The sequence below is a fragment of the Herbidospora sp. NBRC 101105 genome (genome assembly GCF_030269205.1).
Classification (GTDB): Bacteria; Actinomycetota; Actinomycetes; order Streptosporangiales; family Streptosporangiaceae; genus Herbidospora; species Herbidospora solisilvae.
This window is the reverse complement of sequence record NZ_BSSX01000004.1, coordinates 609,206-633,601: the sequence shown is the minus strand read 5'-3', so window position 1 is coordinate 633,601 and position 24,396 is coordinate 609,206. Positions and strand designations below refer to the sequence as shown.

General features: G+C 69.9%; 23 protein-coding genes. 14 read left to right on the top strand and 9 right to left on the bottom strand.

The annotated features are described in order from the left end of the window. Window positions 1–309: 309 nt before the first annotated feature. Window positions 310–684: a barstar family protein gene (locus QSK34_RS20310; protein WP_285585809.1), complete on the bottom strand. Its 375-nt coding sequence runs from the start codon at window positions 682–684 to the stop codon at window positions 310–312. 637 nt (window positions 685–1,321) lie between these two features. Here QSK34_RS20310 and QSK34_RS20305 point away from each other — a divergent pair. The 7 genes from QSK34_RS20305 to QSK34_RS20275 all read left to right on the top strand — a co-directional run bounded on the left by QSK34_RS20305 (window position 1,322) and on the right by QSK34_RS20275 (window position 7,244). Continuing rightward, window positions 1,322–2,203, top strand: a complete 882-nt coding sequence (locus QSK34_RS20305) for an EamA family transporter (protein WP_285585808.1) — start codon at window positions 1,322–1,324, stop codon at window positions 2,201–2,203. Beyond that, the gene (locus tag QSK34_RS20300; protein WP_285585807.1) at window positions 2,200–2,808 is read left to right on the top strand and encodes a GntR family transcriptional regulator; all 609 of its coding nucleotides are present in this window, start codon (window positions 2,200–2,202) and stop codon (window positions 2,806–2,808) included. Before QSK34_RS20305 ends, QSK34_RS20300 begins: the two co-directional genes overlap by 4 nt. Before the next feature lie 69 nt (window positions 2,809–2,877). Beyond that, window positions 2,878–3,219 carry a hypothetical protein gene (locus tag QSK34_RS20295; protein WP_161482263.1) on the top strand — a complete coding sequence of 114 codons (342 nt, stop codon included), beginning with the start codon at window positions 2,878–2,880 and terminating at the stop codon, window positions 3,217–3,219. A 71-nt stretch (window positions 3,220–3,290) separates the two neighbouring features. Next, window positions 3,291–4,355 (top strand): aminoglycoside phosphotransferase/kinase family protein, encoded by a 1,065-nt coding sequence (locus QSK34_RS20290; protein WP_285585806.1) that lies wholly within the window; start codon window positions 3,291–3,293, stop codon window positions 4,353–4,355. A gap of 259 nt (window positions 4,356–4,614) precedes the next feature. After that, the gene (locus QSK34_RS20285; RefSeq protein ID WP_285585805.1) at window positions 4,615–5,517 is read left to right on the top strand and encodes an NmrA family NAD(P)-binding protein; all 903 of its coding nucleotides are present in this window, start codon (window positions 4,615–4,617) and stop codon (window positions 5,515–5,517) included. Between the two features lie 27 nt (window positions 5,518–5,544). Continuing rightward, complete coding sequence (locus tag QSK34_RS20280) at window positions 5,545–6,105, top strand: DUF4365 domain-containing protein (protein WP_285585804.1); 561 nt, start codon at window positions 5,545–5,547, stop codon at window positions 6,103–6,105. After that, window positions 6,102–7,244 (top strand): hypothetical protein, encoded by a 1,143-nt coding sequence (locus QSK34_RS20275; protein ID WP_285585803.1) that lies wholly within the window; start codon window positions 6,102–6,104, stop codon window positions 7,242–7,244. The genes QSK34_RS20280 and QSK34_RS20275 overlap by 4 nt, the downstream gene beginning before the upstream one ends. Here QSK34_RS20275 and QSK34_RS20270 read toward each other — a convergent pair. Further along, window positions 7,237–8,133: an LCP family protein gene (locus QSK34_RS20270; RefSeq protein WP_161482270.1), complete on the bottom strand. Its 897-nt coding sequence runs from the start codon at window positions 8,131–8,133 to the stop codon at window positions 7,237–7,239. The two genes, QSK34_RS20275 and QSK34_RS20270, sit on opposite strands and share 8 nt — an antisense overlap. A 472-nt stretch (window positions 8,134–8,605) precedes the next feature. On the opposite strand from QSK34_RS20270, the gene QSK34_RS20265 reads away from it, so the two are divergent. Genes QSK34_RS20265 through rfbD form a run of 4 tightly spaced genes read left to right on the top strand, consistent with a single transcriptional unit; the run spans window position 8,606 to window position 12,786 of the window. Next, window positions 8,606–9,967: a sugar transferase gene (locus QSK34_RS20265; protein WP_285585802.1), complete on the top strand. Its 1,362-nt coding sequence runs from the start codon at window positions 8,606–8,608 to the stop codon at window positions 9,965–9,967. Window positions 9,968–9,971: 4 nt separating this feature from the next. Further along, the gene (locus QSK34_RS20260; RefSeq protein ID WP_285585801.1) at window positions 9,972–11,039 is read left to right on the top strand and encodes a glucose-1-phosphate thymidylyltransferase; all 1,068 of its coding nucleotides are present in this window, start codon (window positions 9,972–9,974) and stop codon (window positions 11,037–11,039) included. Next, a complete protein-coding gene (gene rfbB, locus QSK34_RS20255; protein ID WP_285585800.1) occupies window positions 11,036–11,977 on the top strand; it encodes a dTDP-glucose 4,6-dehydratase in 942 nt (313 codons plus the stop codon). The genes QSK34_RS20260 and rfbB overlap by 4 nt, the downstream gene beginning before the upstream one ends. Further along, window positions 11,950–12,786 (top strand): dTDP-4-dehydrorhamnose reductase, encoded by an 837-nt coding sequence (rfbD, locus tag QSK34_RS20250; protein WP_285585799.1) that lies wholly within the window; start codon window positions 11,950–11,952, stop codon window positions 12,784–12,786. Before rfbB ends, rfbD begins: the two co-directional genes overlap by 28 nt. On the opposite strand, the gene QSK34_RS20245 is transcribed toward rfbD, so the two are convergent. From QSK34_RS20245 to QSK34_RS20220, 6 genes are all read right to left on the bottom strand, one after another. After that, window positions 12,783–13,748 carry an FkbM family methyltransferase gene (locus tag QSK34_RS20245; protein WP_285585798.1) on the bottom strand — a complete coding sequence of 322 codons (966 nt, stop codon included), beginning with the start codon at window positions 13,746–13,748 and terminating at the stop codon, window positions 12,783–12,785. The genes rfbD and QSK34_RS20245 overlap by 4 nt on opposite strands. 128 nt (window positions 13,749–13,876) lie before the next feature. Continuing rightward, complete coding sequence (locus tag QSK34_RS20240) at window positions 13,877–15,499, bottom strand: outer membrane protein assembly factor BamB family protein (protein ID WP_285585797.1); 1,623 nt, start codon at window positions 15,497–15,499, stop codon at window positions 13,877–13,879. Between the two features lie 19 nt (window positions 15,500–15,518). Then, window positions 15,519–16,532: a YncE family protein gene (locus QSK34_RS20235; RefSeq protein WP_285585796.1), complete on the bottom strand. Its 1,014-nt coding sequence runs from the start codon at window positions 16,530–16,532 to the stop codon at window positions 15,519–15,521. Beyond that, the gene (locus QSK34_RS20230) at window positions 16,510–17,778 is read right to left on the bottom strand and encodes an MATE family efflux transporter (protein WP_285585795.1); all 1,269 of its coding nucleotides are present in this window, start codon (window positions 17,776–17,778) and stop codon (window positions 16,510–16,512) included. The genes QSK34_RS20235 and QSK34_RS20230 overlap by 23 nt, the downstream gene beginning before the upstream one ends. Beyond that, window positions 17,778–18,944, bottom strand: coding sequence for a GumC domain-containing protein (locus tag QSK34_RS20225; protein WP_285585794.1), 1,167 nt, complete (start codon window positions 18,942–18,944; stop codon window positions 17,778–17,780). The genes QSK34_RS20230 and QSK34_RS20225 overlap by 1 nt, the downstream gene beginning before the upstream one ends. Window positions 18,945–19,005: 61 nt before the next feature. Beyond that, a complete protein-coding gene (locus QSK34_RS20220; RefSeq protein WP_285585861.1) occupies window positions 19,006–20,070 on the bottom strand; it encodes a glycosyltransferase family 4 protein in 1,065 nt (354 codons plus the stop codon). A gap of 126 nt (window positions 20,071–20,196) precedes the next feature. Here QSK34_RS20220 and QSK34_RS20215 point away from each other — a divergent pair, with 126 nt between their 5' ends. Next, window positions 20,197–21,288, top strand: coding sequence for a DUF1972 domain-containing protein (locus QSK34_RS20215; RefSeq protein WP_285585793.1), 1,092 nt, complete (start codon window positions 20,197–20,199; stop codon window positions 21,286–21,288). Next, on the top strand, window positions 21,285–22,142 hold the full coding sequence (locus QSK34_RS20210; protein WP_285585792.1) for a phosphotransferase family protein: 858 nt from the start codon (window positions 21,285–21,287) through the stop codon (window positions 22,140–22,142). The genes QSK34_RS20215 and QSK34_RS20210 overlap by 4 nt, the downstream gene beginning before the upstream one ends. Here the strand turns inward: QSK34_RS20210 and QSK34_RS20205 are convergent. Further along, on the bottom strand, window positions 22,120–23,016 hold the full coding sequence (locus QSK34_RS20205) for a sulfotransferase (RefSeq protein ID WP_285585790.1): 897 nt from the start codon (window positions 23,014–23,016) through the stop codon (window positions 22,120–22,122). The two genes, QSK34_RS20210 and QSK34_RS20205, sit on opposite strands and share 23 nt — an antisense overlap. Before the next feature lie 97 nt (window positions 23,017–23,113). Between QSK34_RS20205 and QSK34_RS20200 the strand changes: the two genes are divergently transcribed. Continuing rightward, window positions 23,114–24,388 carry an O-antigen ligase family protein gene (locus tag QSK34_RS20200; protein WP_285585789.1) on the top strand — a complete coding sequence of 425 codons (1,275 nt, stop codon included), beginning with the start codon at window positions 23,114–23,116 and terminating at the stop codon, window positions 24,386–24,388. Window positions 24,389–24,396 lie beyond the last annotated feature (8 nt).

The window sequence follows — 24,396 nt, the reverse complement described above, 5'->3', positions numbered from 1 at the left end:
TGTGGAACTAGGTGGCGTTCGCAACAAAATGGGGGCTATTCAGGTTTGACACCGATTCGCGGCTTTCTGTGTCGGGGCGCCGACTGAAGTTCCGGTCGACGATGACGCTCCGTCGTCCTCGAATCTGTTCGCCACCTGCGTCGATAAGAAATCGATGCCCATTGAGGGTGACGGCGGTCACACTCCGCTGTGTGACCCGCCGGTTGCGAATGTGAGGTAGAACACCACCCGAAAGCAACGTTTCGGTCTACGTGATGGGCGCATGTGGTCAGCGGCGACCTCCGGATGGCCGTCTGGCCGGCGATCCGGTCAGTTGTCGAGCATGACTACCGTGAGGGTGGCGTCGCCCTTGGTGCCGTCGGTGGCGGCGTCCGAGAGGACGGAGCCGAGCCCGTCGTAGGCCGTCGCGTCGATCTTGCGGAGGACCGACGGCCGCGACCAGATGAGGACGTGCTCGCCCGGCGACAACCACGACAGGTCCGTCAGGTGGTCGTAGAGGGAATCGAGGCAGTGACCGAAACCCGCCGGAAAATCGAGGGCGCGGGCGATGGCTTCGAAGGCGGCGGCGGAGGTGACCATCTCGGCGCCGTCGAGGGGGTGGGGGATGCCTCCCCGCTCCTTGACCTCGGCGATGGCGGTGGCGACCCCGACGGTCCGGGGTGCCCGTACAAACCGACTCAACATGGTTGCGGTCTTCCCCGAGAGAGGCGCTTCCCACGTCTCCGGGAATCTTCCGGGTAAAAACAACGGTTCCTATTAACTTATGCACCGCTTTTTCGGTGCATTGTCATTGGCTCTGGCCTGGAAAGTCAATGATTCCTGTCAGATCTTTACTGCGCGTCATCTATGCCAGTCGGCGGCAAATCGCTTGCGATCCCGTGTCTAGTTGTCAGACAATCTGACGCATGCACATCTCAGGGCGTCCCGGATCATCCCGGTCAGACCAGCCCCCTTCCAGAGTCGACTCCCCAGCCGCGCCGACTTCCGGCCGTCCGTCTCCTTGGTCTTCCGGGGCAGGTGCCCCGAGCTGGTCACGGCCCCTCTTCGGAGGTCGGCGTCTCGTGTCTGCTCGGGCGGGTTCAGCGGGCGGGTCGCGGGCGGGCTGTGATGGTCGGCGTCTCGTGTCTGCTCGGACGGGTTCAGCGGGCGGGTCGCGGACGGGCTGTGATGGTCGGCGTCCCGTGTCTGGTGGGGCGGGTTCAGCGGGCGGGTCGCGGGCGGGCTGTGGTGGTCGGCGTCTCGTGTCTGCGTGGGCGGGTTCACCGTGCGGGACTCGGTCGGTTTTCGGCCGTCTGTGTCTGCTTGGTGCCGGGGTGGGCTCATGAGCGGGGCTCGGGCGGGTTTCGGCGATCCGCCTCTCGCGCTGTTCGTCGTGCTCGCCGCCGTGCTCTGGGGGACCGCCGGCACCGCCGGGACCTTCGCCGCCGCCGGGGCGGTCGCGCTGGCCGCCGCGCGGCTGGTCATCGGTGGCTCGGCGCTGGCCGGGTTCGTGCTGCTCAGATCCGGGGGGAGGGTCCGGCCCAGCCCAACGCTGTTGCTCGGCGGATTGTGCGTGGCCCTCTACCAGCTCTGCTTCTTCGTCGCGGTGAACCTGACCGGCGTCGCGATCGGCACCGTCATCCTGATCGGCAGCGGTCCCGTCTTCACCGGCCTGCTGTCGTGGGCGCTCGACCGGCAGGCGCCCTCCCGCCAGTGGATGTGGGGCACCGCCGCCGCGATCGTGGGCTGCGCCGTGCTGCTGCTGCCCGGCGGCGGCACCGTCGACCCGCTCGGCGTCGGCCTGGCCCTGGTCGGGGGCTTCATCTACGCCTCGTACGCCGTCATCGCCGCCCGAGCCATCGTCGCCGGTCACCCCAGCGACGACGTCATGGCCGTCATGTTCGGCGTCTCGGCCCTGATCATGCTCCCGGTCCTGCTGGCCGGCGACCTCTCCTGGCTCGCTGACCCCGCGAGCCTGGCCACGGTCCTCTACCTGGGCCTGGCCACGACCGCCCTGTCCTATGTCCTGTACGGCCGGGGCCTGCGCGGCACCCCCGTCGCCACCGCCAGCACCCTGGCCCTGGCCGAACCGGCCGTCGCGGCCCTGCTGGGCGTCGCGGTCCTGGGCGAGACCCTGAGCCCCACGTCATGGGCCGGTCTGGCCATGCTCGCGGTCAGTCTGATCGTGGTGGCCCGGCCGGAAAAAGTAGGCTCTCCGGCGTGAAGCTGCGCCCCGTCTCCACCGTGGAAGCCCTCGCGGACGCCCTGCGCACCCGCATCCTGTCGGGTGACGTCGCTCCGGGCACCCAGTTCCCCGAACAGGAGATCTCGGCGACCTACGGCGTGGCCCGCCCCACGGTCAGGGAGGCCATCGCGACCCTCGTCCACGAGGGCATTTTGCGACGGGAGCGCAACAAGTCGGCGTACGTGCCCGACTTCACCCGAGACGATCTCGACGACCTCCTCTACGTACGCCGCCCGCTGGAAGACCTCGTCGGCGCCGCCGTGGCCGGGCGGCGGATCGAGGAGGCCCGCCGGGCCCTCGACACCATGGCCGCGCTCCCCGACGACGCCCCCTGGGCCGGCATCGTCGCCCAGCACATGGCCCTCCACGAGGCCCTCGCCAGAGCCGCCGGGAGCCCTCGGCTGCTGCGCCTCTATCTGTCGTTGTCGGCCGAGACCCGTCTCGGGGTGGTGCGCCTCCGGGAGGCGTACCCAGATCGAGATGAAATGGTGACAGAGCACCGCGAACTGCTCGAACGACTGGAAGCGGGAACCCCGCAGGCAGCGGCGAAAGCTGCCCGCGACCACCTCGTCTGGCGCATCTGAGCAAGCCGCGGCCGGCCGGGGCGGCAGGCCATCTTGCCGGACCACCCAAAGCCCGACACAATCGCGCCCATGCACGTGCCGGATACCTACGTGTACGTCACCGAAGAAGGCGTGACCCGCCACTACGCCGACGGCTCCGTCGAGGCGCTGGCGTGGGAGGACGTCATAGAGGTCAGGGTCGGCGGCGTCACCGAGTCCGACGTGCTCATCGTCCTGGAAGACCGCGCCGGCGAGAACTGCGTGGTGCCCCGTTCGGCCACCGACGCGACGTTCCTGGCCCGCCTCCGCTACCTCCCCGACTTCGACCTCGAACGCCTCTCGTGGGCCGTCGAGAACGCCGACGACGGCTTCGTCGTGGTCTGGCGCAGCCCTGATCCACCCCATCCGCTTCCAGATTTGGAATACGACTAGCCAAGATCACCCCTGAATCCGACATAGGGTGACAAAGAGCGTCTGTTGTCACCTGGGTTTGGATTCAGATCATGAACGGCGATCTGCGCAGTCTCATCGCACGCGTCTGGGAACCGGCCGGCGACGTCGTCCGCGTCACCACGGGAGAGATCCCGCCGGGCTACCGAGAGGCCGAACGCTACTCGTACAGCGGCGGAAAGCTCCGTCCACGCGGCGTGTTCGCCCTCCACCCGGTGGTCGTCAGCGTCCGCGCCGACGCCGACCCCGGCGAGACGCTGCTCGTCTCCTGGCTCACCGGCCTCCTCGGCCGCGGCCCGCTGCGGGCGACGTTCTCCCTGCGCCCCGACCGCCCGTACGTGTGGCTGCACTCCCGAGGCCGCGCCGTCGCCCGCGCGACGGTCGGCTGGAACACCGCGACGAGCGTCCTGGCCGTCAACGAGGCCGTGACCGTGTCGGCCCTGACCGGCCACCGGCTGGCCCCCCGCCTGCTCGCCGAGTCGCAGTGGCAGGGCCACCCGGTGACCGTGACCTCGTGGACCGGCCGCCCCCACCGCCAGGGCGACCCCGCCCCGGCGCCCCAGATCATCAGGGACATCGCCTTCAGCGGCCCCCGCAGCCGGGTGATCCTCGGCGAGTCGGCGTACTGGAGACGCCTGCGCGGCGAGATCACCGCCCTCCGCGACGCCCCCCGCCTGGCCACCGTCGCCGACCGCCTGGCCGACCGCCTGGAACGCTGCTACGGCGACGTCCCCCTGACCTTCGGCCGCTGGCACGGCGACCTGATCCCGGACAACGTCCTGTGGTCAGCCGGCCGACCCCACCTCGACGGCTGGGGCCACAGCGCCCCGGACGTGCCCCTGGGCTTCGACATCCTCCACTGGCACTTCCACGCCGCCCTGTCGGCACGGGGCGCGTCGTTGCACGAGGCGTCGTCGGCGGCGGGCGTCGCGGCGGTGCGACTGCTGGGCGAACTGGGCGTGCCGAGAGAGGCCCGCCCACTGGTGGCCTGGCTGTTCCTCCTGGAGACGGCCCTGCGCGCCCACCGCGAACGACTCGACGGATCGGCGTGGAGCCCGGCGATCTACCCCGCGATCATCCACGTGCTCTCAGAGGGCGGCGTCTACGCCGCCCCCTGAGGCTCCGGATAGCGGTTCTCGCAGGACGGGCAGGCCCATCTCTCGTCGCGGACCGCACACCCGCCCAGCACGAGCCGCTTCTCTTCAAGGGCCCGCTTCAGTTCGTCGGTGAAGTGCGGGTATCCGTACGCGATCGGAACCAGGCGGCCCGTGCCGCACCCCGGGCACAACGGTGGCGAGATCATGCAGGGGTAGACGCCCCGGACACCCCCGAAGTTCGTTTCCGTATGATCACAGAGAGTGACATAAGGGGGTTGTGGTGGCCGGAAGGCTGGTTCTCGTCCCAGGGTCGCGGGGCCTCGGGCGCAAGGTCCTGGAGCGGTTGCACCGTATGGACGTGCCCGTCCGGGCCATGGTGCGCCACAACGACCAGCGCGCCGAGGATCTGCGCGCCCTCGGCGTCGAGGTCGTCATCGGCGATCTGACCAGGCCCGAGACGGTCGCCGCGGCGCTCGACGGCGTCTCGCGGATGTACTTCGGGATGGCCGTCTCGCCCGACCATCTCCTCGCGGCGGCCGTCGTGGCGTCGGTGGCCAAGGACATGCGGGTGCTCGACGGACTCGTCGACCTGTCGCAGATGACGGTGTCGCAGATGACCGCCACCAGCACCGCCGAGTCGGACCAGCAGCGCCTCCACTACCTGGCCGAGCGGGTCTTCGACTGGTCGGGCCTGCCGGTGACCCACGTCAGGCCGACCGTCTTCCTCGACAACCCGCTGTTCACCACCCTGGCCGCCCGGTCGATCCGCGAGAACGGCACCATCGCGCTCCCGTTCGGCTCGGGCCGCACCTCACCCATCGCCTCCGACGACGTCGCCCGCGTGGTCGCGGTGATCCTGCGCGACCCGTCCCCGCACGTCGGCGAGGTCTACCAGCTCACCGGCCCGCACACCCTCGACATGCACGGCGTGGCCGAGGAGTTCGCCAAGGCGCTCGACCGTTCGGTCACCTACCGCGACGTCCCGCTCGACCAGTGGATCGCCGACGTCCTGCCGAAGACGGGCCTGCCGCCGCACACCCAGCAGCACGTCGCCACGATGGCCCGGCTCCACCGCGAGAACCGCTACGACCGCGCCACCGACGACGTCTTCCGCGTCACCCGGCAGCCGGCGCAGACGGTCGAGCGGTTCGTGGCGGAGCACAGATCCATTTTCTCTCAGTAATCGATTGATTTCCTATGGTAAACATCGGTGGTGCTTTCCACGCAGGATCCCTGGGATGAGCTGCGCACACCCCAAGGCGCCCCCTACGGCACCATGCATATGACCCACTGCAAAGAGCAGTTCAGCCTCGCGTTCGTCCACGCGATCACCGCGGCCGCCCGGTGCAAGATCTCAGACCTGCGGGTGGATGACGAACGCGTCGACTTCACGGTCCGCCAGACGGCCAACCATCGGGTCTACTCCTCGGCGGTGGTCGACGTGCAGATGAAATGCACCGAGCAGGACGTGCTCAAGGACGACGGGGTGCACTGGCGGCTCAGCCGCGACCACTACGACGCGCTGCGGGACCCGCATACCTACAACCGCAAAATCCTGGTGGTCCTTCTTGTGCCGTCGCGGCTGGGGGAGTGGCTTGAAGTGAGCGACGAAGGCATGCTGCTCCGCAGAAGCGCCTACTGGACGTGCCTCGAGGGCGGTGCCTCGATCGACACCGACTCGAAGACCGTCGTCCTCCCCAGGGAGCGTGTCTTCACGGTCGGACAACTATTGGCGATACTGCAGCGCGTAGGTGACGGAGGGGCGCCATGACCACAGCCCGGGACTTCTCGGCCCGGCCCTTGGTGGGGGTGGAGGACCTGTCCCCCACAGCGGTCGAGACGTTTCTCCGAGTGAGGGGATGGCTGCGTACCGACTGGCGGGAGAACCTCTACTCCATCTGGGAGAGCACGACCGAACGGGCCAGTCTGATGCTCCCCTTCGACCGCTCCTACCGAGACTTCCCGGCCCGCCTCCGCGACGCTCTCACGACGATCGCCGACGTCTACGAACTCAGGAACGACGAGGACCTCGCACTGGAGATAGCCGGCGCCAGGAGCGACATCCTGCTCGTCCGGGCCGACCAGGCGACGGTCGACGGGTCGATTCCCCTGGCCGAGGCCCAGAACCTGCTGACAGGGATCAACCAGATGCTGTCGGCGGCGGCCTGCAGCGCCATCCGTCCCCGGGCCTTCAACCAGGGCCGCCGACCGGACGCGGTGAAGGAGTTCCTAGCCGAGGAGGTACGCATGGGGCACACCCTGCGTGGCAGCTTCGTGCTCACGATCCTCGCCCGGCACGACGAGGAGATGTCGGAGGAACTGCCCGTCCAGAGCGGTTCCGACACGGCTGCCATCGGCACCTACACGCGACGAGTGATGACCACATTGGCAACGGGGCTCGCCGCCTCACGAGACCTGCTGGAAGAAGATCAGCCGATCGAACTCGACGAGGCCGTACAGAACGGCGCCAGCGCCGAACTGATCGACTCCATCGACAAAATGAGCCAGTTCCCTGGCCTGCGTGCCTTGGACGTCTCCTTCCGATGGTCGCCGAGTCAGCCGCAGCCCGCCGAGGCGGCGAGCCGTGTCGTACTGCGACGCCCCCACCCCGAGCGAGTACAACTCGTACGCGAGGCCCTACGCCGACGACCCGTCGTGGAACAGGACGACGTCGTCGGGCAGGTCGTCCGCTTGGAGCGGGCGGAAGGGCAGGATGAAGGGGTCGTCGTCGTCGACGGGTCGCTGGGCCGGACCCGGCGCCGCGTGAAGATGCGGCTGGCGGGCGACGACTACCGGCTCGCGCTTCGGGCCCACGACGAAAGACGGCCTGTGGTCGCCTCGGGCGTCGTCGTGTTGGAGAAGCGTTCATGGTGGCTGGAGCCACCGGTGCGGATCCGGGCCGTCAGTTGACCTGTTTGGTGTTCGACGTGCCGCCGTGGTCCTCGAAGTATTGATCCAGCTTGTCGTCCCTGATCGCCGCGTACATGGTCTTGGCCGCCTTCTCGTCGAGGCGGACGATGCTCGCCCCCTTGACCGTGTCGGTCCCGGCCAGGGGCACGGTCGAGGCCACCAGGCTGTGGCCGCGGATGTCGCGCAGTTCGATCGCCAGGTCGCGCAGGGTGCCGATGGACACCCCGGAGTCGACGCTGATGGATTTGGTCAGGGCGCCGAGGAAGTCGTTCAGGGCGAACGGGTCGGTCAGCACGCCGCCGTTGATGAGTTTGTCGGCGACCGCGCGGAGGAAGGCCTGCTGGCGTTTGATGCGGTCGAAGTCGCCGCCCGGCAGGCCGTAGCGCTGGCGGACGAACAACAACGCCTTCTCGCCCTCCAGGTGCACCGTTCCCTGCGGCCAGGTGATCTTGTTGGCCGAGTCGTAGGTCTCCTTCGAGACCTCGACCTCCACTCCGCCGATGGCCTTGCTCATGGCGATGAAACCGCTGAAGTCGAGTGCGGCGAAATGGTCGACGCGCACTCCGGTGAGCTTTTCCAGGGTCGAGATGAGCAGTTTGGGGCCGCCATACGCGTACGCGGAATTGATCTTGTCGGTGCCGTGGCCGGGGATCGGGACATAGGAGTCGCGCGGGACGCCGATGAAGAAGACCTGGGCCCGGTCGGCGGGCAGGTGCACCAGCATGATCGAGTCGGCGCGGTTGAAGCCCTTCTCCCCAGGGCGGGCGTCGGAGCCGATGAGCAGCCAGTTCTGGGCGTCGCCCACGGGTTTGGCGGGGCGTTCCGGCTCGGCCGGGAAGACGTCGTCGATGCGGGTGATGTTGCGGTCGTAGGTGTACTGCCGCTCCATCGCGATGGTGAAGAGTGCGGCCAGCGGAAGTGACAGAACCAGTAAGGAAACAATGAAAATGTTACGTCTGCGTGTAGAACGCTTTTTCGGTACTGGCTCGTCTGTGGTTTGGCTCACGTCAGGACGTCCCGGGTGGAGAGCTGCGAAGATGCCGAAAATATCCAGGTCGAAGCGTGTATGAGCGCAGCTGTCCAGAGCCGCGCCTGAAGTATAAATGGCCTTATGTGGACATTCAGATGAACTTTCCTCTATGTTGCGGCGATCTTACGATCGTTCCACCGCTCACAGACTTCAAGGTCAACAAGATCGGTCAGTGATCTAGGTAAACCAACGGTACAGGTGGGGCGTCCGTCAGGTAACAAGTGTGGGGGAAAGGCGCATCTGCGACATGGATGTTGCTCTTGAAGAGGTGGTTCGTTCCGGGGTCAGTGATCCCGGCTGGTCACGGCGCTACATCCGCGCCGCTGTCGCCATGGACACCGTCAGTGGTGCCGTGGCCATTCAGGGCGTCCTGCTGGCGCGGTTCGCGCTGGGGGAAGCCCATCCCATCGAGGTGCCGCTCGGGCTGGCCATCGCCACCGCCTGGCCGCTCACGGTGGGGCTCGTCGGGGGGTACGACCGCCGCCACATCGGCGACGGCGCCGACGAGTACCGCAAAATCATCCACTCCGCGGCCATCCTCGCGTCGGTCGTCGCGATCAGCGCGTACGTCACCCAGACGTCGATCGCCCGTTCCTACGTCATGGCCGGCATCCCGATCTGCGCGCTGCTCACGCTCGGCGTCCATTACGCCCTGCGCAAGCGGCTGCACCACCGCCGTCGCAACGGCGAGTGCCTGCGGCGGGTGGTCGTGGTCGGCCACTGGACCTCGGTGCTCGACCTGCACGCGCAGTTCTCCCGCGAACGCCACCACGGCATGCGGATCGTGGCCGCGTGCGTGCCGCCCGACCAGGCCGGGCAGTTGCCCGCGCAGGTCGACGGGTTCCCGGTGCTGGGAGACTTCGGCAACGTGCCGGAAGTGGTCGTGGCGTCGCAGGCCGACAGCGTGGCCGTGCTCGCCTGTCCCGAGCTCGACGGCCACGCGCTGCGGCGGCTGGCCTGGCAGCTGGAGGAGCGCGGCACCGAGCTGCTCGTCGCGACGGCGCTGATGGAGGTGGCCGGGCCGCGCATCAACATCCGGCCGGTCGCCGGGCTCGCGCTGCTGCACGTCGAACACCCCGACATCAGGGGCATGCGGCAGGCCGTGAAGAGCGTGTTCGACCGGGTCGTGGCGAGCGTGGTGCTGCTGATGCTGCTGCCGTTCATGCTGGTCATCGCGGCGGCGGTCAGGGTGAGCAGCCCGGGGCCGGCGCTGTTCCGGCAGGCTCGGGTCGGCAAGGACGGCGAGCTGTTCACCGTCTACAAGTTCCGCACGATGACGGTCGACGCCGAACACCGGAAGATCACGTTACGAACGTTCGGCGACGACGGCAACGGGGTGCTCTTCAAGCTGAGGAACGATCCAAGGGTCACCCCGCTCGGAACGTGGCTCCGGCGCTACTCCCTCGACGAGCTCACCCAGCTCATCAACGTCATCAAGGGGGAGATGTCCCTCGTGGGCCCACGCCCGCCGCTGCCCGAGGAGGTCGCCCAGTACGGCGACGACGTCCGGCGGCGGCTGCTGGTCAAGCCCGGCATGACGGGCCTGTGGCAGGTCAGCGGGCGGTCCGACCTGACGTGGGAGGAGTCCGTGCGGCTCGACCTGCGGTATGTCGAGAACTGGTCGCTCACCCTCGACGTGCTCATTCTCTGGAAGACGTGGTCGGCCGTGTTCGGCGGGCGGGGAGCGTACTGACACCATGAAGGCCCTGGTTCTGGCGGGGGGCTCGGGCACCCGCCTGCGGCCCATCACGCACACGTCGGCCAAGCAGCTCGTACCGGTGGCGAACAAACCGGTGCTCTTCTACGGCCTGGAGGCCATCGCCGACGCGGGCGTCCGCGACGTCGGCATCGTCGTGGGCGACACCCACGCCGAGATCGAGGCGGCGGTCGGCGACGGCTCACGCTTCGGCCTGAACGTCACCTACCTGCGACAGGAGGCGCCGCTCGGGCTCGCGCACGCGGTGAAGATCGCGCGCGACTTCCTGGGCGGCGACGACTTCGTCATGTACCTGGGCGACAACTTCATCGTCGGCGGCATCCGCTCGCTGGTCGCCCGGTTCGAACACGACCGCCCGGCCGCGCAGATCATGCTCACGCAGGTCCCCGACCCGACGCAGTTCGGCGTGGCCGAACTCGATCCCCAGGGCCGGGTGGTGGCCCTCGAAGAGAAGCCGCGGCAGCCCAAGAGCGACCTGGCGCTGGTCGGCGTCTACCTGTTCACCGCCGCCGTGCACGAGGCGGTGGCCGAGCTCAAGCCGTCGGCGCGCGGCGAACTGGAGATCACCGACGCGATCCAGTGGCTCATCGACGACGGCCGCCGCGTCGAGTCGACGGTGATCTCCGGCTACTGGAAGGACACCGGCAACGTCGCCGACATGCTGGAGGTCAACCGCCTCGTCCTGGAATCCCTCACCCCGGCGGTACGGGGTGAGGTCGACGCCGCCTCCGAGCTCATCGGGCGCGTGGTCGTCGAGGAGGGCGCGGTCGTGACCGGGTCGCGCATCGTCGGGCCGGTCGTCGTCGGGCCGGGCGCGCTCGTGCGCGACTCCTATGTCGGTCCGTTCACCTCGGTGGCGGCCGGTTGCGTCATCGCCGACAGCGAGATCGAATATTCGATCCTGCTGGCGCGTTCGTCCATCACCGGGGTGCGCCGGGTCGAGGCGTCGCTGATCGGCCACGACGTCGAGGTCACCCCGGCTCCCAACACGCCCCGGGCCCACCGGCTGGTGCTCGGCGACCACAGTAAGGTGCAGATCTCCGCATGACACGTGTCCTGGTCACCGGCGGCGCCGGGTTCATCGGCTCCCATTTCGTGCGCACGCTGCCCGACGCGAAGATCACCGTCCTCGACAAGCTGACCTACGCCGGCAACCGCGCCAACATCGAGGGCGTCGACCACGACTTCGTCCACGGCGACATCTGCGACCCCGATCTGCTGGCGGAGGTCGTGCCGGGCCACGACCTGGTGGTGAACTTCGCCGCCGAGAGCCACGTCGACCGCTCGATCGACGGCGCGGCCGACTTCGTGCGCACCAACGTGCTGGGCGCCCAGACCCTCATGCAGGCCTGCCTCGACGCCGGGGTGCCGAAGGTCGTGCAGGTCTCCACCGACGAGGTCTACGGCACGATCGAGTCCGGCTCCTGGGACGAGAGCGCCGCGGTGAACCCGCGCTCGCCCTACTCGGCGGCCAAGGCCGGCGGCGACATGATCGCCCGGGCCTACGCGGTCACCCACGGCCTCAACGTCTCGATCACCCGCTGCGGCAACAACTACGGGCCCTACCAGTACCCCGAGAAGGTCATCCCGCTGTTCGTGACCAACCTGCTCGAAGGCCGGCGGGTCCCGCTCTACGGCGACGGCGGCAACATCCGCGACTGGGTGCACGTCGACGACCACTGCCAGGGCATCCGCCTGGTGGCCGAACGCGGGGAACCGGGCGAGGTCTACCACATCGCCGGCACGGCCGAGATGTCCAACCGCGAGCTCACCGGCCACCTGCTCGCCGCGTGCGGCGCGACCTGGGACAGCGTCGACTTCGTCGACGACCGCAAGGGCCACGACCGCCGCTACAGCCTCGACGACTCGCGGTTGAGAGCCCTCGGTTACGCCCCCCGCTGGACCTTCGACGAGGGCCTGGCCGAGACGGTCGCCTGGTACCGCGACAACCCGACCTGGTGGAAGCCGCTGCGGGGCTGGGCGTGACCTGCTGGCTCGTCACCGGCGGCGGGGGCATGCTCGCCTCCGATCTGGTACGCGTCCTCGACGGCGCGGAGGTCCGTGCCCCCACCCGGGCCGAACTCGACATCACCGACGTCTCCGCTGTCTCCGAGGCCGTGGACTGGGCCGACGTGGTCGTGAACTGCGCGGCCTGGACCGCGGTCGACGACGCGGAGACCAACGAGGAGGCGGCCCTCAGGGTCAACGCGCCGCACGCGCTCGCCGAGAGGGCGGGCCGCAAGCTCGTCCACCTCTCCACCGACTACGTCTTCTCCGGCGAGGGCGCCGAGCCCTGGCCGGAAGACGCCCCGACCGGCCCGATCAACGCCTACGGCCGCACCAAGCTGGCCGGGGAGCAGGTGGTCCTCGCCCACCACGGGACGGTCGTCAGAACCGCCTGGTTGTACGGCGCCCACGGCCCCAATTTCGTGCGCACGATGGCCCGCCTCGAACGGTCGCACGAGGTCGTCACCGTCGTCGACGACCAGCACGGCCAGCCCACCTGGACCCACGACCTGGCCCGCCGGATCGTCGACCTGGTCGGCTCGGGCGCCCGAGGCGTCTTCCACGGCACCAACTCCGGCGCCACCACCTGGCACGGCCTGGCCCAGGAGGTCTTCCGCCTGCTGGGCGCCGATCCGGCACGGGTGCGGCCGGTCGCCTCGGACGCCTTCCCCCGACCGGCGCCCCGCCCGAAGAACAGCGTGCTAGCCCACGGCGCGTGGGCGTCGGCGGGCCTCAAGCCGATGCGCGACTGGCGAGAGGCCCTGCACGAGGCCTGGCCCGAGCTCTAGAGGGCGCCGGCCTTCTCGGCCGGTACGACGATCACGTCCCGGGAGCCGTAGCGCGGCAGCGGCTCCTCGGAGGCCAGTTCGGCGTCGGTGATGAGGTGGAGCGCGTCGTGGCCGATGGCGCGGATCTCGTAGTCCTCCGCGCGCAGGTCGCGCAGCACCTGGCGGAGCGCGGGAACGTTCCTGAGCACCTCGACGACGATCGTGGGCCGGGAGGCCAGCAACTGCGGCCAGACCGCGCGCAGCACGCCGGCCTCGTAGCCCTCGATGTCGAGCTTGATGAGGTCGACGCCCTCGACCAGGTCCGACATCCTCACCGTCTGGACGGTGATCGTCCGGGAGGCCGGGCGGTTGCTGATGCCCTCGCCGCCCTCCGACAGGTAGGCCCCGGTGGGGGCGACGTAGCTCTCCTGGTCGGGCAGCGACAACTCCAGCGTGGCGGGGGCGCCGTCGGGCACCACGGCGGCCTGGATCACTTTCACGTTGGCGAGCCCGTTGAGGTCGGCGTTGCGCGACACGATCGCCGCCGCCTCGGGGTTGGCCTCCACCGCGACGTACGGCGTGGTGCCGGCCGCCTCGGCGCCCTGGACGGTGTAGTAGCCGATGTTGGCGCCCAGTTCCAGGATGGAGGTCGCCTTGGCGCACAGGTCGCGCCAGCAGGCCGTCTCCATGCCCTCGTAGCCGCGCTCGCCGTACCAGAACAGGATGCGCACCAGCCGCGATTCGACGGCGGCCAGCCGGATGCGGGGGTTGTCCGGCAGGGCGAAGTCGGTGACGAAGCCCAGCGGGCGGTGCCGCAGCACCTTCACCACCTGTCCGAGCAGGGTGCGTGAGACCCCGGAGGAGGAGTGGAATCCCGAGCGGGTCTTCATCGTCACTCCGGGCGGCACCACGACGAGGGCGCGGGAGAGCAGTTCCCGGGCCCGCATCCGGGCGCGTAATACGGGTGAGAGCTTTTCGGCCATGGACTTCTCTCGAATCGGGGCAAAAGGTGTCGACCCACAATAAGGGTGACCATGGTCACTTTTGGGGGCCCAATTCGATCAGAAGAACTCGGACCCGCCCCTCCCTCCAGGGCGGGTCCGCCCCGTCGTCAGCGCGCCCGCAGGCGCAGGTCGAAACTGATGTCGCTGGAGTCGGGCCGGTCCTGGTGGATCTCCACGGTGATCGTGTTCTGGCCCTGCTGGAGCTGGCCGGGCGACAACGACACGTCGGTCCACTGCGACTCGGCCGTGCCGGAGACGGTGGACAGGGCCCGGGTGGCGGCGGTGACCGTGCCGGTCGGCAGGTTGTCGCGCCAGATCTCGTTCCCGTTGAGGTAGACGACCGCGCCGTCGTCGCGGATCACGCTCATGGTGACCTGGCTGAACGCGGCGGCGACGCCGAAGGTCGTGCGGAAGTAGTAGGTGATCCGGCCCGGCGCGACCTGCTGCCGCTCGTCGCCGTCGCCGAACCCGAACTGGGCCAGGCCCTGCGGCCAGCCGGAGTCGTCGAACCCGGCCGCCCGCCAGGCCGTGCCCTGGTCGCTGCCGTCGTCGAGGTAGCGCCACGAGGAACCCGCCGACACCAGCGTCACGTCGCCCGACGGCGGGATCAGCGGGAACTCCGTGTAGTTGGGTCGGGAGACCCCGTTGAGCTGGCTGTAGCCGCCGCCCGCGCGCAGCGCGTCGGGTCCGGCGTGCAACGCGAACACCTGGCCGTTGGCCGTGGGCGCGAAGTCGGTGTCGACCGCGCCGGTCCCGGCGTCGACGGCAACGAAGTCACACCGCTGGAAGCCGGCGAAGTCGGGGCAGAAGTGGCCGGCGGCGTACACGTAGGAGCCGCGCACCGCGACCGACTCCACGTCTCCGTCGGCGGTACGCTCCCAGCGGCGCGACCCGTTGCTCAGGCGGTAGGCGGCCAGCCGTCCGCCGACTCCGGCGATGGCGGCGTAGACGCTGTCGGTGTCGGCGGCCAGGTCGAGCACCCAGCACTGGTTGCTCGGCAGGTCGCAACTCGGGGGCGGGGCCCAGCCGGTGACCGCGCCGTTGAGGCCGACCGACCCGAGGAAGAGCCGCGTCGCGCCGCCGAGGGTGCGGAACTGCCCGCCGACGATCACGCTGCCGCCGTCGGGCGCCGCCGCCATGGCCATGATCGTGTTGTTGGCTCCCGGGTTCCACGCGCGCAGCGCGCCGCTGCCCAGGTCGACGGCCGCCAGCCGGGTCCGGTTCTGCCCGGCGACCTGCGTGAACGCCCCGCCTGCGTAGAGGGTGTCGCCGATCACGGCCAGCCCGCGCACGGTGCTGTTGGCGGCGGGCGTCCAGCCGCCGACGACGTTGCCGGTGGCCAGGTCGATCGCCGCGAGCCGGGTGCGGCCCTGCCCGGCCACCGTGGTGAAGTCGCCGCCGAGGAACACCCGGCCGTTCGCGACCGCGAGAACGTGCACCGCGCCGTTCACCGCGGGCGACCAGGTGCGGATCAGGTCGCCGCTGGCGGCGTCGAGCAGGGCGACACGCTGACGGCCGACGGTCTCGCCGGTCGTGGAGTGACGCAGGCTGGTGAACTCACCCGCGATCACCACCCGGTCGCCCGTATGGGCGATGGCCAGGACCCGGCCGTTCGGCAACCAGCCGGCGCGGGGCTGGGCCGAGTAGTCGGCCGCCCACGCCGGGGCCGCCAGCAGCCCGGTCAGCAGGAACGTGAGGGATAACACGGCCAGGATCGTGCGTTTGCGCATGGCCGGAGTATGAACCTGATTACCGCCTCAGTCGACGGATGGCCGCGCCCGCCCCGATCAGCACCACGAGCCCGGCCACGCCGCCCAGCATGAACTGCGGCAACCGCGACGGCTCCTTGGCCCTGGCGGTCTGCTGGATCGCGTTGGGGTCGGGCTGCGGCCCGGGTTTGCGGATCGGGCCGGTCACCAGTTCCTTGGGCAGCGCCCACGCGAACACCGCGCTCTTCTCGCCCTCGCTGCCGACGAGCAGCGTCTTGCCGTCGGCGCTGAGCGCCATCGACTCGCCCTGCGGCTGCTTCGGCGCGTCGATCGTCTGCACCACGTGACCGGTCACGTCGGTGAAGATGCGGATCTTGTTGAGACCGCGCAGGTACATGCGGCCGTCGTAGCCGATCAGGCCGTCGGAGATGACGTGGGGGACGGCCACCAGCCGCTCCAGCCGGTTGGCCACATCGGGCACCAGCGAGGCGGGCGCGCCGTAGACGGCGCCGCCGGTCGGGGTCTTGCTGACGAAATAGAGGTTGCCGTTGGCCGGGTTGACCAGCACGGCCTCGGAGTCCTGCGGGCCGTCGGGGTAGACGATCGGATAGCGCTCGGCGGTCACCGTCGTGTCGGCCAGGACCTTCGGCTCGGGCAGGACGAACAGGGTCACCCCCGCCTGGCGGGTCTTGTCGTTGTCGCCGGTGTCGGCCAGGTAGATGAGGGCGTTGCCGCGCTGGTCGACGAAGCCGCCCATGGCCTCGGTGTCGACGGCCGCCGCGCCCTCGATGGTGACCGTCGCCACGGTCGAGCCGTCGGGGCCGATGGCGTAGAGGGTGGCCGGTCCGGCGCCGTCGTTGTGGGTCCAGACGACGCCGGGGTGGAGCGGAGAGGCGTACAGGCCGCTGGATTCGTTGATCTTCGGGTTGTCGATGACCCGGTCCTGCTTCCAGGCGGCCTTCAGCGGCGCCGGAGGGGCCGGCTCGGCGTACGCGGGCACCGCCGCCGTCAGGGCGAACGCCAGAACGGCGCTACTCAGCAGCGTGCGTCTCATGGGGGATCTCATTCCGTGACGGGACGGGGGCCGTGCGGCGAAGGTGCCACCATAGGAGGAATCCCGAGGCCAGGCCGCCGAAACCGATGCAGTAGGGCGCCAGGTGGGCCAGCTCGGGCGCGACCGCGAGCACGACCAGCATGGCCGCCAGGCCGATGGCGGTCTCGGCCGCCCTGACCATGAACACCAGGCGGGACAGGGTGTAGGCGGCCGCCATCATCGACAGCGGCAGCGTGGCCGAGAAGCTGACCGTGTAGGCCACCCAGCCGCCCACGGTCACCGCGTCGAGGGTGAAGGCGCCGCCGGTGATGAGCGGGCCGGCGTATCCGAGGACCGCGATGGCGGCGACCCCGCAGGCGAGCGTGCCGGCGATGAGCACCAGCGAGGCGGCCAGCGCGTTGCGCGGCCGGATCGGCACCCCGGCGTCACGCCGCCGCACGAACGTCGGCAGCAGATAGGAGCCCGCGCCCTGGACGACCGTCAGCGCCGGCGACATCAGCAACCGCCCGGCCTCGACGGCGGCCAGCACCGTACGCGACGCGAACGTGTCGATCGCCACCCGCATGACCAGCAGCGCGACCGGCCGCAGCGACGCCTGCGCCGACCGCCACGCGGCGAAGGAGGTCACCTCGCCCAGCCCGGCCAGGCTCGGGCGCGGCAGCCGGTACTCCGCCGACGGCAGCAGCGCCAGCGTCAGCCCCAGCGACACGAACTGCCCGGCGCACATCGCGCCCAGGATCCACGTCAGCGTGAACGGGACGCCGGTCAGCCAGAGCCCGGCGAGGATCGCCAGCGTCACCCCGACGTAGACGACGTCGTTGAGCACCAGCCGGCCGAACTCCAGGCGCGCGTTGAGCAGCCGCCGCGCGCTCTCCTGCGGCAACCACAACACCGTGAGCAGCGCGAACGCCACGACACCCGGTGTGTCGGCGAGGTGGAGCGCCAGCGCGAACACCACGCCGACGACGGTCCCGGCGGCGGTCAGCCCGAGGATCGAGGCGCACAACGCGGCCCGCACCCGTGGATTGAAACGGTCCAACACGGTGAGCGAGTCGCCCACCCACGAGGAGAAGACGGTGGTGACCGCGACCAGCACGGCCATCATGATCGCGTAGGCGCCGAACGCCTCGGGCCCGAGGAACCGGACCGCGATCAGCTGTAAGACGACGCTGCCGCCCGCGGTGACGGCCTGCGAGGTGACGGAGCCGCCCGCCCGCGCGACGAGCCTGCGGAGGGAACCGGCCATCAGGAGGCGGCGCCGGTGTCGATCGTCACCACGGGCTCGGCGTCGTCGTCGGGCGGATCGGCGGGCGCCGTGGGCGCGGGTTTCCTGGACGCGGGCGTCTTGGCGGGCGCCTTGGCGGGGGTCTTGGCGGGCGGCGGTTCGGGCCAGCTCCGGATCGGGGGCGGCGGCGCGGGCTTCTCCGCCGGCGCCTTCTCGATCGCGGGGGTCGCGGGCTCCGGCGGTTTGGCGGGCAGGCTGATGCGCTCGAAGGCGGCCGTCGGGCGGTCGTCGTATTCGGCCTTGACCGGGGCCGTGCCGTTGATCTCGGGCCGGGACGCTGTCGGACGGCGCGGCTGGGCGGGCTTGTGGCGCTGGCCGGTCGGGGTGGTGACCTCGCGGATCGTGCCGATCGGGTTGGTGGCGCGCAGGAACGCGATGACGATGGCCAGCAGCGCGCCGACCGCGAGGCCGATCGCGATGTTGGTCGGCACCTTGCTCGGCGTGATCTTCAGCGGGTTGGCCTGGTCGACGAACCGGACCCCGCCGCCGAACTGGGCGAGGTCGATCGTCGCCTCCGACTCCTTGAGCTGGAGCTGCACCAGCGCCTCGGTGAGCGACGACTCGGTGGCGCTGCCGTCGGGGGCCCGCTTCAGGTCGTCTTGCACGCGGGTGCGGGTGGACCGCACGCTCTTGAGCAGCTTCTCCTGCTCACGCTGGGCGTCGGCCTCGGTGAGGATCTGGTAGGCCGCGACGACCGAGTTGGCCATCTGCGCGGCCAGTTTGTCGGTCTTGGCCGTCGCGGTGACCACGACGATGCCGCCGGCCGTGCCGGGCGAGGCGGTGACGCTCTGCCGCAGGGTCTCCAGGTCGACGACGACCTTCTGCTCGTTCTCCAGGAGCTGCCGGGCCCGGTCGAGCACGCCCGCCGACTGGGCGAACGCGGCCCGCTGGGCGGTGTAGGCGATATAGCTGCTGTCGGAGGAGACGCCCATGCGCAGGTAGGTGGTGCTGCGCGGGTCGACGACCGCGAAGCGGGCGGTCGCCTCGACGTTGCCGAAGACGAAGAACGTCGCCGCCCCCGCGGCGACCGCGGCGACGAGGATCAGGGCGAGCGACGACCATCGATAGCGCCACACGGCCTCAAGAAGACCGACCTCGGGGGTCTCGTCACGTTGGTCTGTGGCCACGAATGCCTGTTCTCCCCGCTTGTGCATTCCTCTTCATGTAAAGCAGTGGTCGATTCACAGTTTAGACATCTGCGTCCGGCCCGAGAATCGCCCGCTCCATCGCCGTCGTGTAACGCAATAGGCTGAATCGGGACACGGCGTCGTCGTAAGCCCTGTTCGCGAGGGCTTTCGCGGTGGCCCAGTCGTTAAGCAGAGTTTCGACGGCGTCGGCCAGCGCGACCGGGTCGCCCGGCGTGACGAGCAGGCCGTTCTTCCCGTCATTGACGATTTCGGCCAAGCCCTGCACCTCGCTGGCGACCACCGGGCGGCGGGCCAGCATGCCCTCGACGGCGACCAGGCCGAAGGGCTCGACCCGCGACGGGACCAGCACGACGTCGGCCGTGGCCAGAAGCGGCCACACCGGGTCGGTGAACCCGGCGAAGACCACCTCGGCCCCGGCCTCCGCCGCCTTGGCGCGGAGGTCGGCCTCGTACCACTCGTAGCCGGGGAAGATGGTGCCGGCCAGCGTCAGCGTGATCGAATGACCACGGCCGGCCAGGAGTTTCGCCGCCTCGACGGCGACGTCGTTGCCCTTGCGGGGAGACAGGCGGCCGACCAGGACGAGGTGTCCCTCGTGCTCCGGGCGCGGGTCGGTGGGCGGGGGACCGGCGACGCCGTTGTGGATGACGGTCGTTTTGCCGTCAGGGCCGCCGTCGGCCACGATTCGGGCGCGCACGCTGTGGCTGATCGCGATGATCGTGTGCGCGAGCCGCAGCGGCAGGGCCAGCGCCCGCCTGATCGGCCCGGGAACCCCTTCTTCCGCCTCGTGTACGTGGCACACCACCTTCGGCACCCGCGCGAGCCGCCCGGCCAGCAACCACCAGGGGATGGTGACCGTGTTGACGTACAGCACGGAAGGACGGTCGCGGCGCAGGTAGGACACCATGCGGGGGAGTGTGGTGGCCAGCGCCCAGGCCAGTTTCACCAGCCCGGCCGGCTTCAGGTAGGCCTTGCGGAGCACCGGCACGGGCAGGATCTCGACCTTCGCTCCGGCCTCGCGAATCAAAACGGACAAAGGACCGTCAGTAGGCAGAGTGACCGTGATTTCGGCCTTTTCGGCCAAGGCCCGGACCGATTCCACGAGCATGCGGTCGGAGCCGTAGAGATCGGGCGACGGGTGGGCCATCACCACTCGAACCATGGTTGCCGCATCCAAATGTTTGATTACCGTTTACGGTTGGATGTTCATCTTGTCATCCATCGAAGGGGACGCATGCGGATCGCCATGATCGGGACTCGCGGGGTGCCGGCCCGTTACGGGGGCTTCGAGACCGCCGTCGAGGAGATCGGGGCCCGCCTGGCCGACGCCGGGCACGACGTCCGGGTCTACTGCCGGGGGGCGGTGGAGAAGATCCCGGCGTACAAGGGGATGACGCTCGTCCATCTGCCCGCCGTGCGGCACAAGATCATGGAGACGCTCAGCCACACGGCGTTGTCGGTCGGCCATGTGCTGCTGCACCGCACCGACGTCGCGCTGGTGTTCAACGCGGCCAACGCGCCCTTGTTGCCGTTCCTGAAGCTGGCGCGCATCCCGGTGGCGACCCACGTTGACGGCCTGGAGTGGAAGCGGGCCAAATGGAACGGTGCAGGGCAGCGCTACTACCTGGCGGTCGAGAAGTTGTCGGTCCGCTGGTCGAAGCAGATCATCGCCGACGCCGTCGCTATCCAGGACTACTACCGCGAGACCTACGCCGCCGGCAGCGTCATGATCCCCTACGGCGCGCCCATCCAGGAGCGCTGCGACGACGACCTGTTGAGAGCCGAAGGCTATGAGCCCGGCGGCTACCACCTGGTGGTGGCCCGGTTCGAGCCGGAGAACCACGTCGACCTGATCGTCGAGGGCTACTCCCGCAGCGCCGCCCGGCTGCCGCTGGTCGTCGTGGGCTCGGCCCCCTACGCCGAGGAGTACGTGCGGCGGATCGACGACCTGGCCGCCAAGGACGAACGGGTGAAGCTGGTCGGCGCGGTCTGGAACCAGGACCTGCTCGACGCCCTCTACGCCGGATGCGCCACCTACCTGCACGGCCACTCCGTCGGCGGCACCAACCCGTCGCTGCTGCGGGCCATGGGCGCGGGCGCCCCGACGATCGCCTACGACGTCGTCTTCAACCGTGAGGTGCTCGCCGAGTCGGGCGTGTTCTTCGGCGGCCCCGACGACCTCGCGACCGTGATCGAACAGGCCGAAGACGACCCGGCCGCCTGCCGCCGCAGGGGAGACCTGGCCCGCGAGCGGGCCCGCGTCCACTACACCTGGGACGACGTCGCCGCCCGCTACGAGAAACTCTGCCTGGACCTGCGCGGATGAGTTTCGTGCGCTACCCGCCGGGCCGGGCCAACGTCTGGATCCCGGTCAGCGACGCCCGGTCGGCCGCCGCCGGGTTGTCGCTGCTCACCTTCTCCAAGCCCCTCCCGCTGCTGGCCCAGCGGATCCTGCACCGGGCGGTGCTGATCGCCGGGCCGTGGGTGCTGCCGGGGCGGCGCGAACGCTGGGAGCCCCCGGTCGACCGCTGGGAGCAGATCCTCCGCGAGGTCGCCGAGGTCGCCGGCCCGGTCGACGAGGTCGCCCTCTACCTGCGCCCGCAGGCCTCCCGGCCCGGAGCCGCGGCCCTGCTCATCCAGAAGGGCCGTCCCGTCGGGTTCCTGAAGGTGCGCGACGGGCTCGACCGCGAGGCCCAGGTGCTGCGGCTGCTCGACGGCGGCGACGGGTTCCGGGTGCCGGTGGTCCTGGGTCAGGGCGCCTCGTGGTTGCTGATCTCGGCGATGGAGCCGGTCCCGGCCAGGCCGGTCCGGAAGGTCGACGTCGTCGACCTCACCGGCCGCATCCAGCGCCTGCTCGCCCGGTTGCCCAAACCGGCCGGCACCCCCGGCCACTGGTTGCCGATGCACGGCGACCTCACCCCGTGGAACCTGCGCCGCACCCGGGGCAGGGTGCCGTGGCTGATCGACTGGGAGGACGCCGCCTGGGCGCCCCCCGGCGCCGACGAGGTCTACTACCGGGCCGCCGAGGCGACCCTGTTCGGGGTCGACCCGGTGCCCACGGGCTACGCCGAGGCGGCCGCCCACTGGGAGGCCGTGATCTCCAAGCGCAGCGACGACCTGCCGCTCAACGGCGGCATGCTGGCGGCGCTGGAGGTGCTCAGCCGGCCGTCCAGTCGCTGAGCCGGCGTCCGAGCATCTCCTCCAGCCGCCGGTTGTGGGGGGCGAAGTGGCGGGCGAGCCTCTTGCGCACGTCGTCGGGGATGTCACCCGGGGCGGCGGCGTTCCAGACCTTGCCCGCCGCGGGCAGGGGCGCGGGCGGCAGCCCGAGGAACTCCGCCGCCCGGTCGCAGGCGGCCTGCGGGTCGCGGTAGAAGTCTTCGCTGGTCAGGATGTGGAATCGGTCGCGAGGGAAGTGGGCGAACCACCGTTCCAGGCAGCGGGCGTATTCGCTCTGGGCGACGTATGACTGCTGCTCGTGGGCGTAGGACAGGTACGCCGGATCAGCGATGATCTTCGCCTCCTCCCCGGCGGTCCGCGACTCCTCTGCGGCCAGGGCCTCCTCGAACGACAGGCTCTCCATGCCCGCGCGCACCCGCTCGCGGTAGTGGGAGAACGTGCGCTCCACCGGGTCGCGTAAGACGAGCAGGATGCGTGCCGTTGGCACGTTCCCGGCGGCGCGTCCGGCGGCCAGCGGATGGTGGAGGTAGTAGGGCGAGCCCTCCCCGGCGACCACCGGGCCGCCCGCCCTGCGCCCGGCCCGCGCCCGGCTCAACCGGGTGGGCAGGTGCGAGCGGTACCAGCGCATGCCGCGCGCGTAGTTGGAGTCGAAGTAGTGCACGCCCTTCGTGTGGTTGGCCTTGGGCAGCAGCCGGGCCGCCGGGAACAGCGGGATCACCCTCGGGTGCTCAAGCAGCGCGAAGTAGAACGACGTCGAACCCCCGCGTTTGGCCCCGATGAGCAGGAAATCGGGGTCGGGCCGGAACGCCGCCGTCGCCATGCCCCAGCCCCGGATGGCGGTTCGGCCCGCGTTCATCACGGGTTCAGGGAGCTTCATCTGACTCGTCCTCTCAACCGGTCCATAGTGAAAAGTTATTAACCGCTCGTATGCTGGCACACGTCACCAAGCGGAGCGGCGATTCGGGGGGACCGGCGTGAGAGGTGCGCGCCACCGGCGGCTCCGCACGCAGTGGTGGCCCACGCTGCTGCCTCTCGGCATGATCCTCGCGAGCGACTACAAGTTTCGCTCGCGTGACGTCACGGCGGCGGTCGGCGGCGGCATCGACACCACCGTGCTGCTGGAGATCGGCGTCTACGGCCTCTGCGCCCTCTACCTCTACCGCCGGTTCGGCCTCCGGGCCCCCCGGCGGGCGGCTCCGGCCGTGTTGATCCTGGCCTGGTTGTTCGCGGCCTACTGCGCCCTGTCGGTGTTGTGGACCCCGTTCCCCCCGTTCGCCGCCGTGCGGGCGAGCCAGCTCCTGGTCACCGCGATCGTCTGCCATGTGATCGCGACCCGGGCGCGGCGCGACGACCTCTACCGGCTGGCCCACGTGTTCGTCGGCCTGGTCGTGGTCTCGGTGGCGTTCGGCGTGGCGGTGCCGCTCAAACGCACCCCCAACACGCAGGACCGGTTCAACTGGCTCTACGTGCACCCGGTCACGGCCGGCATGTTCCTGGGCGTGGCGCTGCTGCTGTGCCTGGCGTTCCTGCTGCCGAACGGGCTGCCGCGACGTTTCCCGTGGCCGGTCTACGCCGGTTCGGCGGCGGTCACGGCCGCGGCGCTGGTCGCCACCGGCACGCGGGGGGCGGCGGTCGGCATTCTCGCGGGGGTGGCGGCGTTCCTGCTGACCGCCCGCGGCACCCGGGGCCGGGTCGAGGTGATCATGGTCGGCACGCCGATCCTGGTGCTGCTGCCGCTGCTGTTCGGCGACAAGCTCCTGGAGTTCGCCACCCGTGGCGAGACCGTCGAACAGCTGGAGAGCCTCAACTCGCGTACCGACCTGTGGACCTTCGCCTACCAGGCGGTGATGAACCGGCCGGTGTTCGGCAACGGCATGTCGTCGGCGCGCGGGTTGTTCCTCGACGCCCTGGGGCTCGGCGGGGGTCACAACATCTTCGTCAACGTGCTCGTCGAAGGCGGCCTCGTCGGCGGGGCGATCTTCTGCCTGCTCATCGTCGTGGTGCTGACCGTGAACCTGTCGTTCACCAGGGTCAGGGAGGTCCGGGTCGAGGCGGCGCTGCTGCTCGGTTTGATGACGTTTCTGGTGATCGACGGCTTGACCGCCGATCAGATGGCGGGCGCGGCGAACGTCGCGTCCATCTGGATGTTCCTCATCGTGGCGTGGACTTGTGTCATCACACGTAAACCTGTGAGACGTGACGAGCGTCACGATACGCGTGAGACCGGTGTGGTCTCACCTGTGCCCTGAAGGGGACC

What these genes read in the sequence shown, in the direction of transcription:
- QSK34_RS20310 (WP_285585809.1), bottom strand. Translation starts at nt 684, where the DNA reads ATGTTGAGTCGGTTTGTACGGGCACCCCGGACCGTCGGGGTCGCCACC.
- QSK34_RS20305 (WP_285585808.1), top strand. Translation starts at nt 1,322, where the DNA reads ATGAGCGGGGCTCGGGCGGGTTTCGGCGATCCGCCTCTCGCGCTGTTC.
- QSK34_RS20295 (WP_161482263.1), top strand. Translation starts at nt 2,878, where the DNA reads ATGCACGTGCCGGATACCTACGTGTACGTCACCGAAGAAGGCGTGACC.
- QSK34_RS20290 (WP_285585806.1), top strand. Translation starts at nt 3,291, where the DNA reads ATGAACGGCGATCTGCGCAGTCTCATCGCACGCGTCTGGGAACCGGCC.
- QSK34_RS20275 (WP_285585803.1), top strand. Translation starts at nt 6,102, where the DNA reads ATGACCACAGCCCGGGACTTCTCGGCCCGGCCCTTGGTGGGGGTGGAG.
- QSK34_RS20270 (WP_161482270.1), bottom strand. Translation starts at nt 8,133, where the DNA reads ATGGAGCGGCAGTACACCTACGACCGCAACATCACCCGCATCGACGAC.
- QSK34_RS20265 (WP_285585802.1), top strand. Translation starts at nt 8,606, where the DNA reads ATGGACACCGTCAGTGGTGCCGTGGCCATTCAGGGCGTCCTGCTGGCG.
- QSK34_RS20260 (WP_285585801.1), top strand. Translation starts at nt 9,972, where the DNA reads ATGAAGGCCCTGGTTCTGGCGGGGGGCTCGGGCACCCGCCTGCGGCCC.
- rfbB (WP_285585800.1), top strand. Translation starts at nt 11,036, where the DNA reads ATGACACGTGTCCTGGTCACCGGCGGCGCCGGGTTCATCGGCTCCCAT.
- QSK34_RS20245 (WP_285585798.1), bottom strand. Translation starts at nt 13,748, where the DNA reads ATGGCCGAAAAGCTCTCACCCGTATTACGCGCCCGGATGCGGGCCCGG.
- QSK34_RS20240 (WP_285585797.1), bottom strand. Translation starts at nt 15,499, where the DNA reads ATGCGCAAACGCACGATCCTGGCCGTGTTATCCCTCACGTTCCTGCTG.
- QSK34_RS20235 (WP_285585796.1), bottom strand. Translation starts at nt 16,532, where the DNA reads ATGAGACGCACGCTGCTGAGTAGCGCCGTTCTGGCGTTCGCCCTGACG.
- QSK34_RS20230 (WP_285585795.1), bottom strand. Translation starts at nt 17,778, where the DNA reads ATGGCCGGTTCCCTCCGCAGGCTCGTCGCGCGGGCGGGCGGCTCCGTC.
- QSK34_RS20220 (WP_285585861.1), bottom strand. Translation starts at nt 20,070, where the DNA reads ATGCTCGTGGAATCGGTCCGGGCCTTGGCCGAAAAGGCCGAAATCACG.
- QSK34_RS20215 (WP_285585793.1), top strand. Translation starts at nt 20,197, where the DNA reads ATGCGGATCGCCATGATCGGGACTCGCGGGGTGCCGGCCCGTTACGGG.
- QSK34_RS20210 (WP_285585792.1), top strand. Translation starts at nt 21,285, where the DNA reads ATGAGTTTCGTGCGCTACCCGCCGGGCCGGGCCAACGTCTGGATCCCG.
- QSK34_RS20205 (WP_285585790.1), bottom strand. Translation starts at nt 23,016, where the DNA reads ATGAAGCTCCCTGAACCCGTGATGAACGCGGGCCGAACCGCCATCCGG.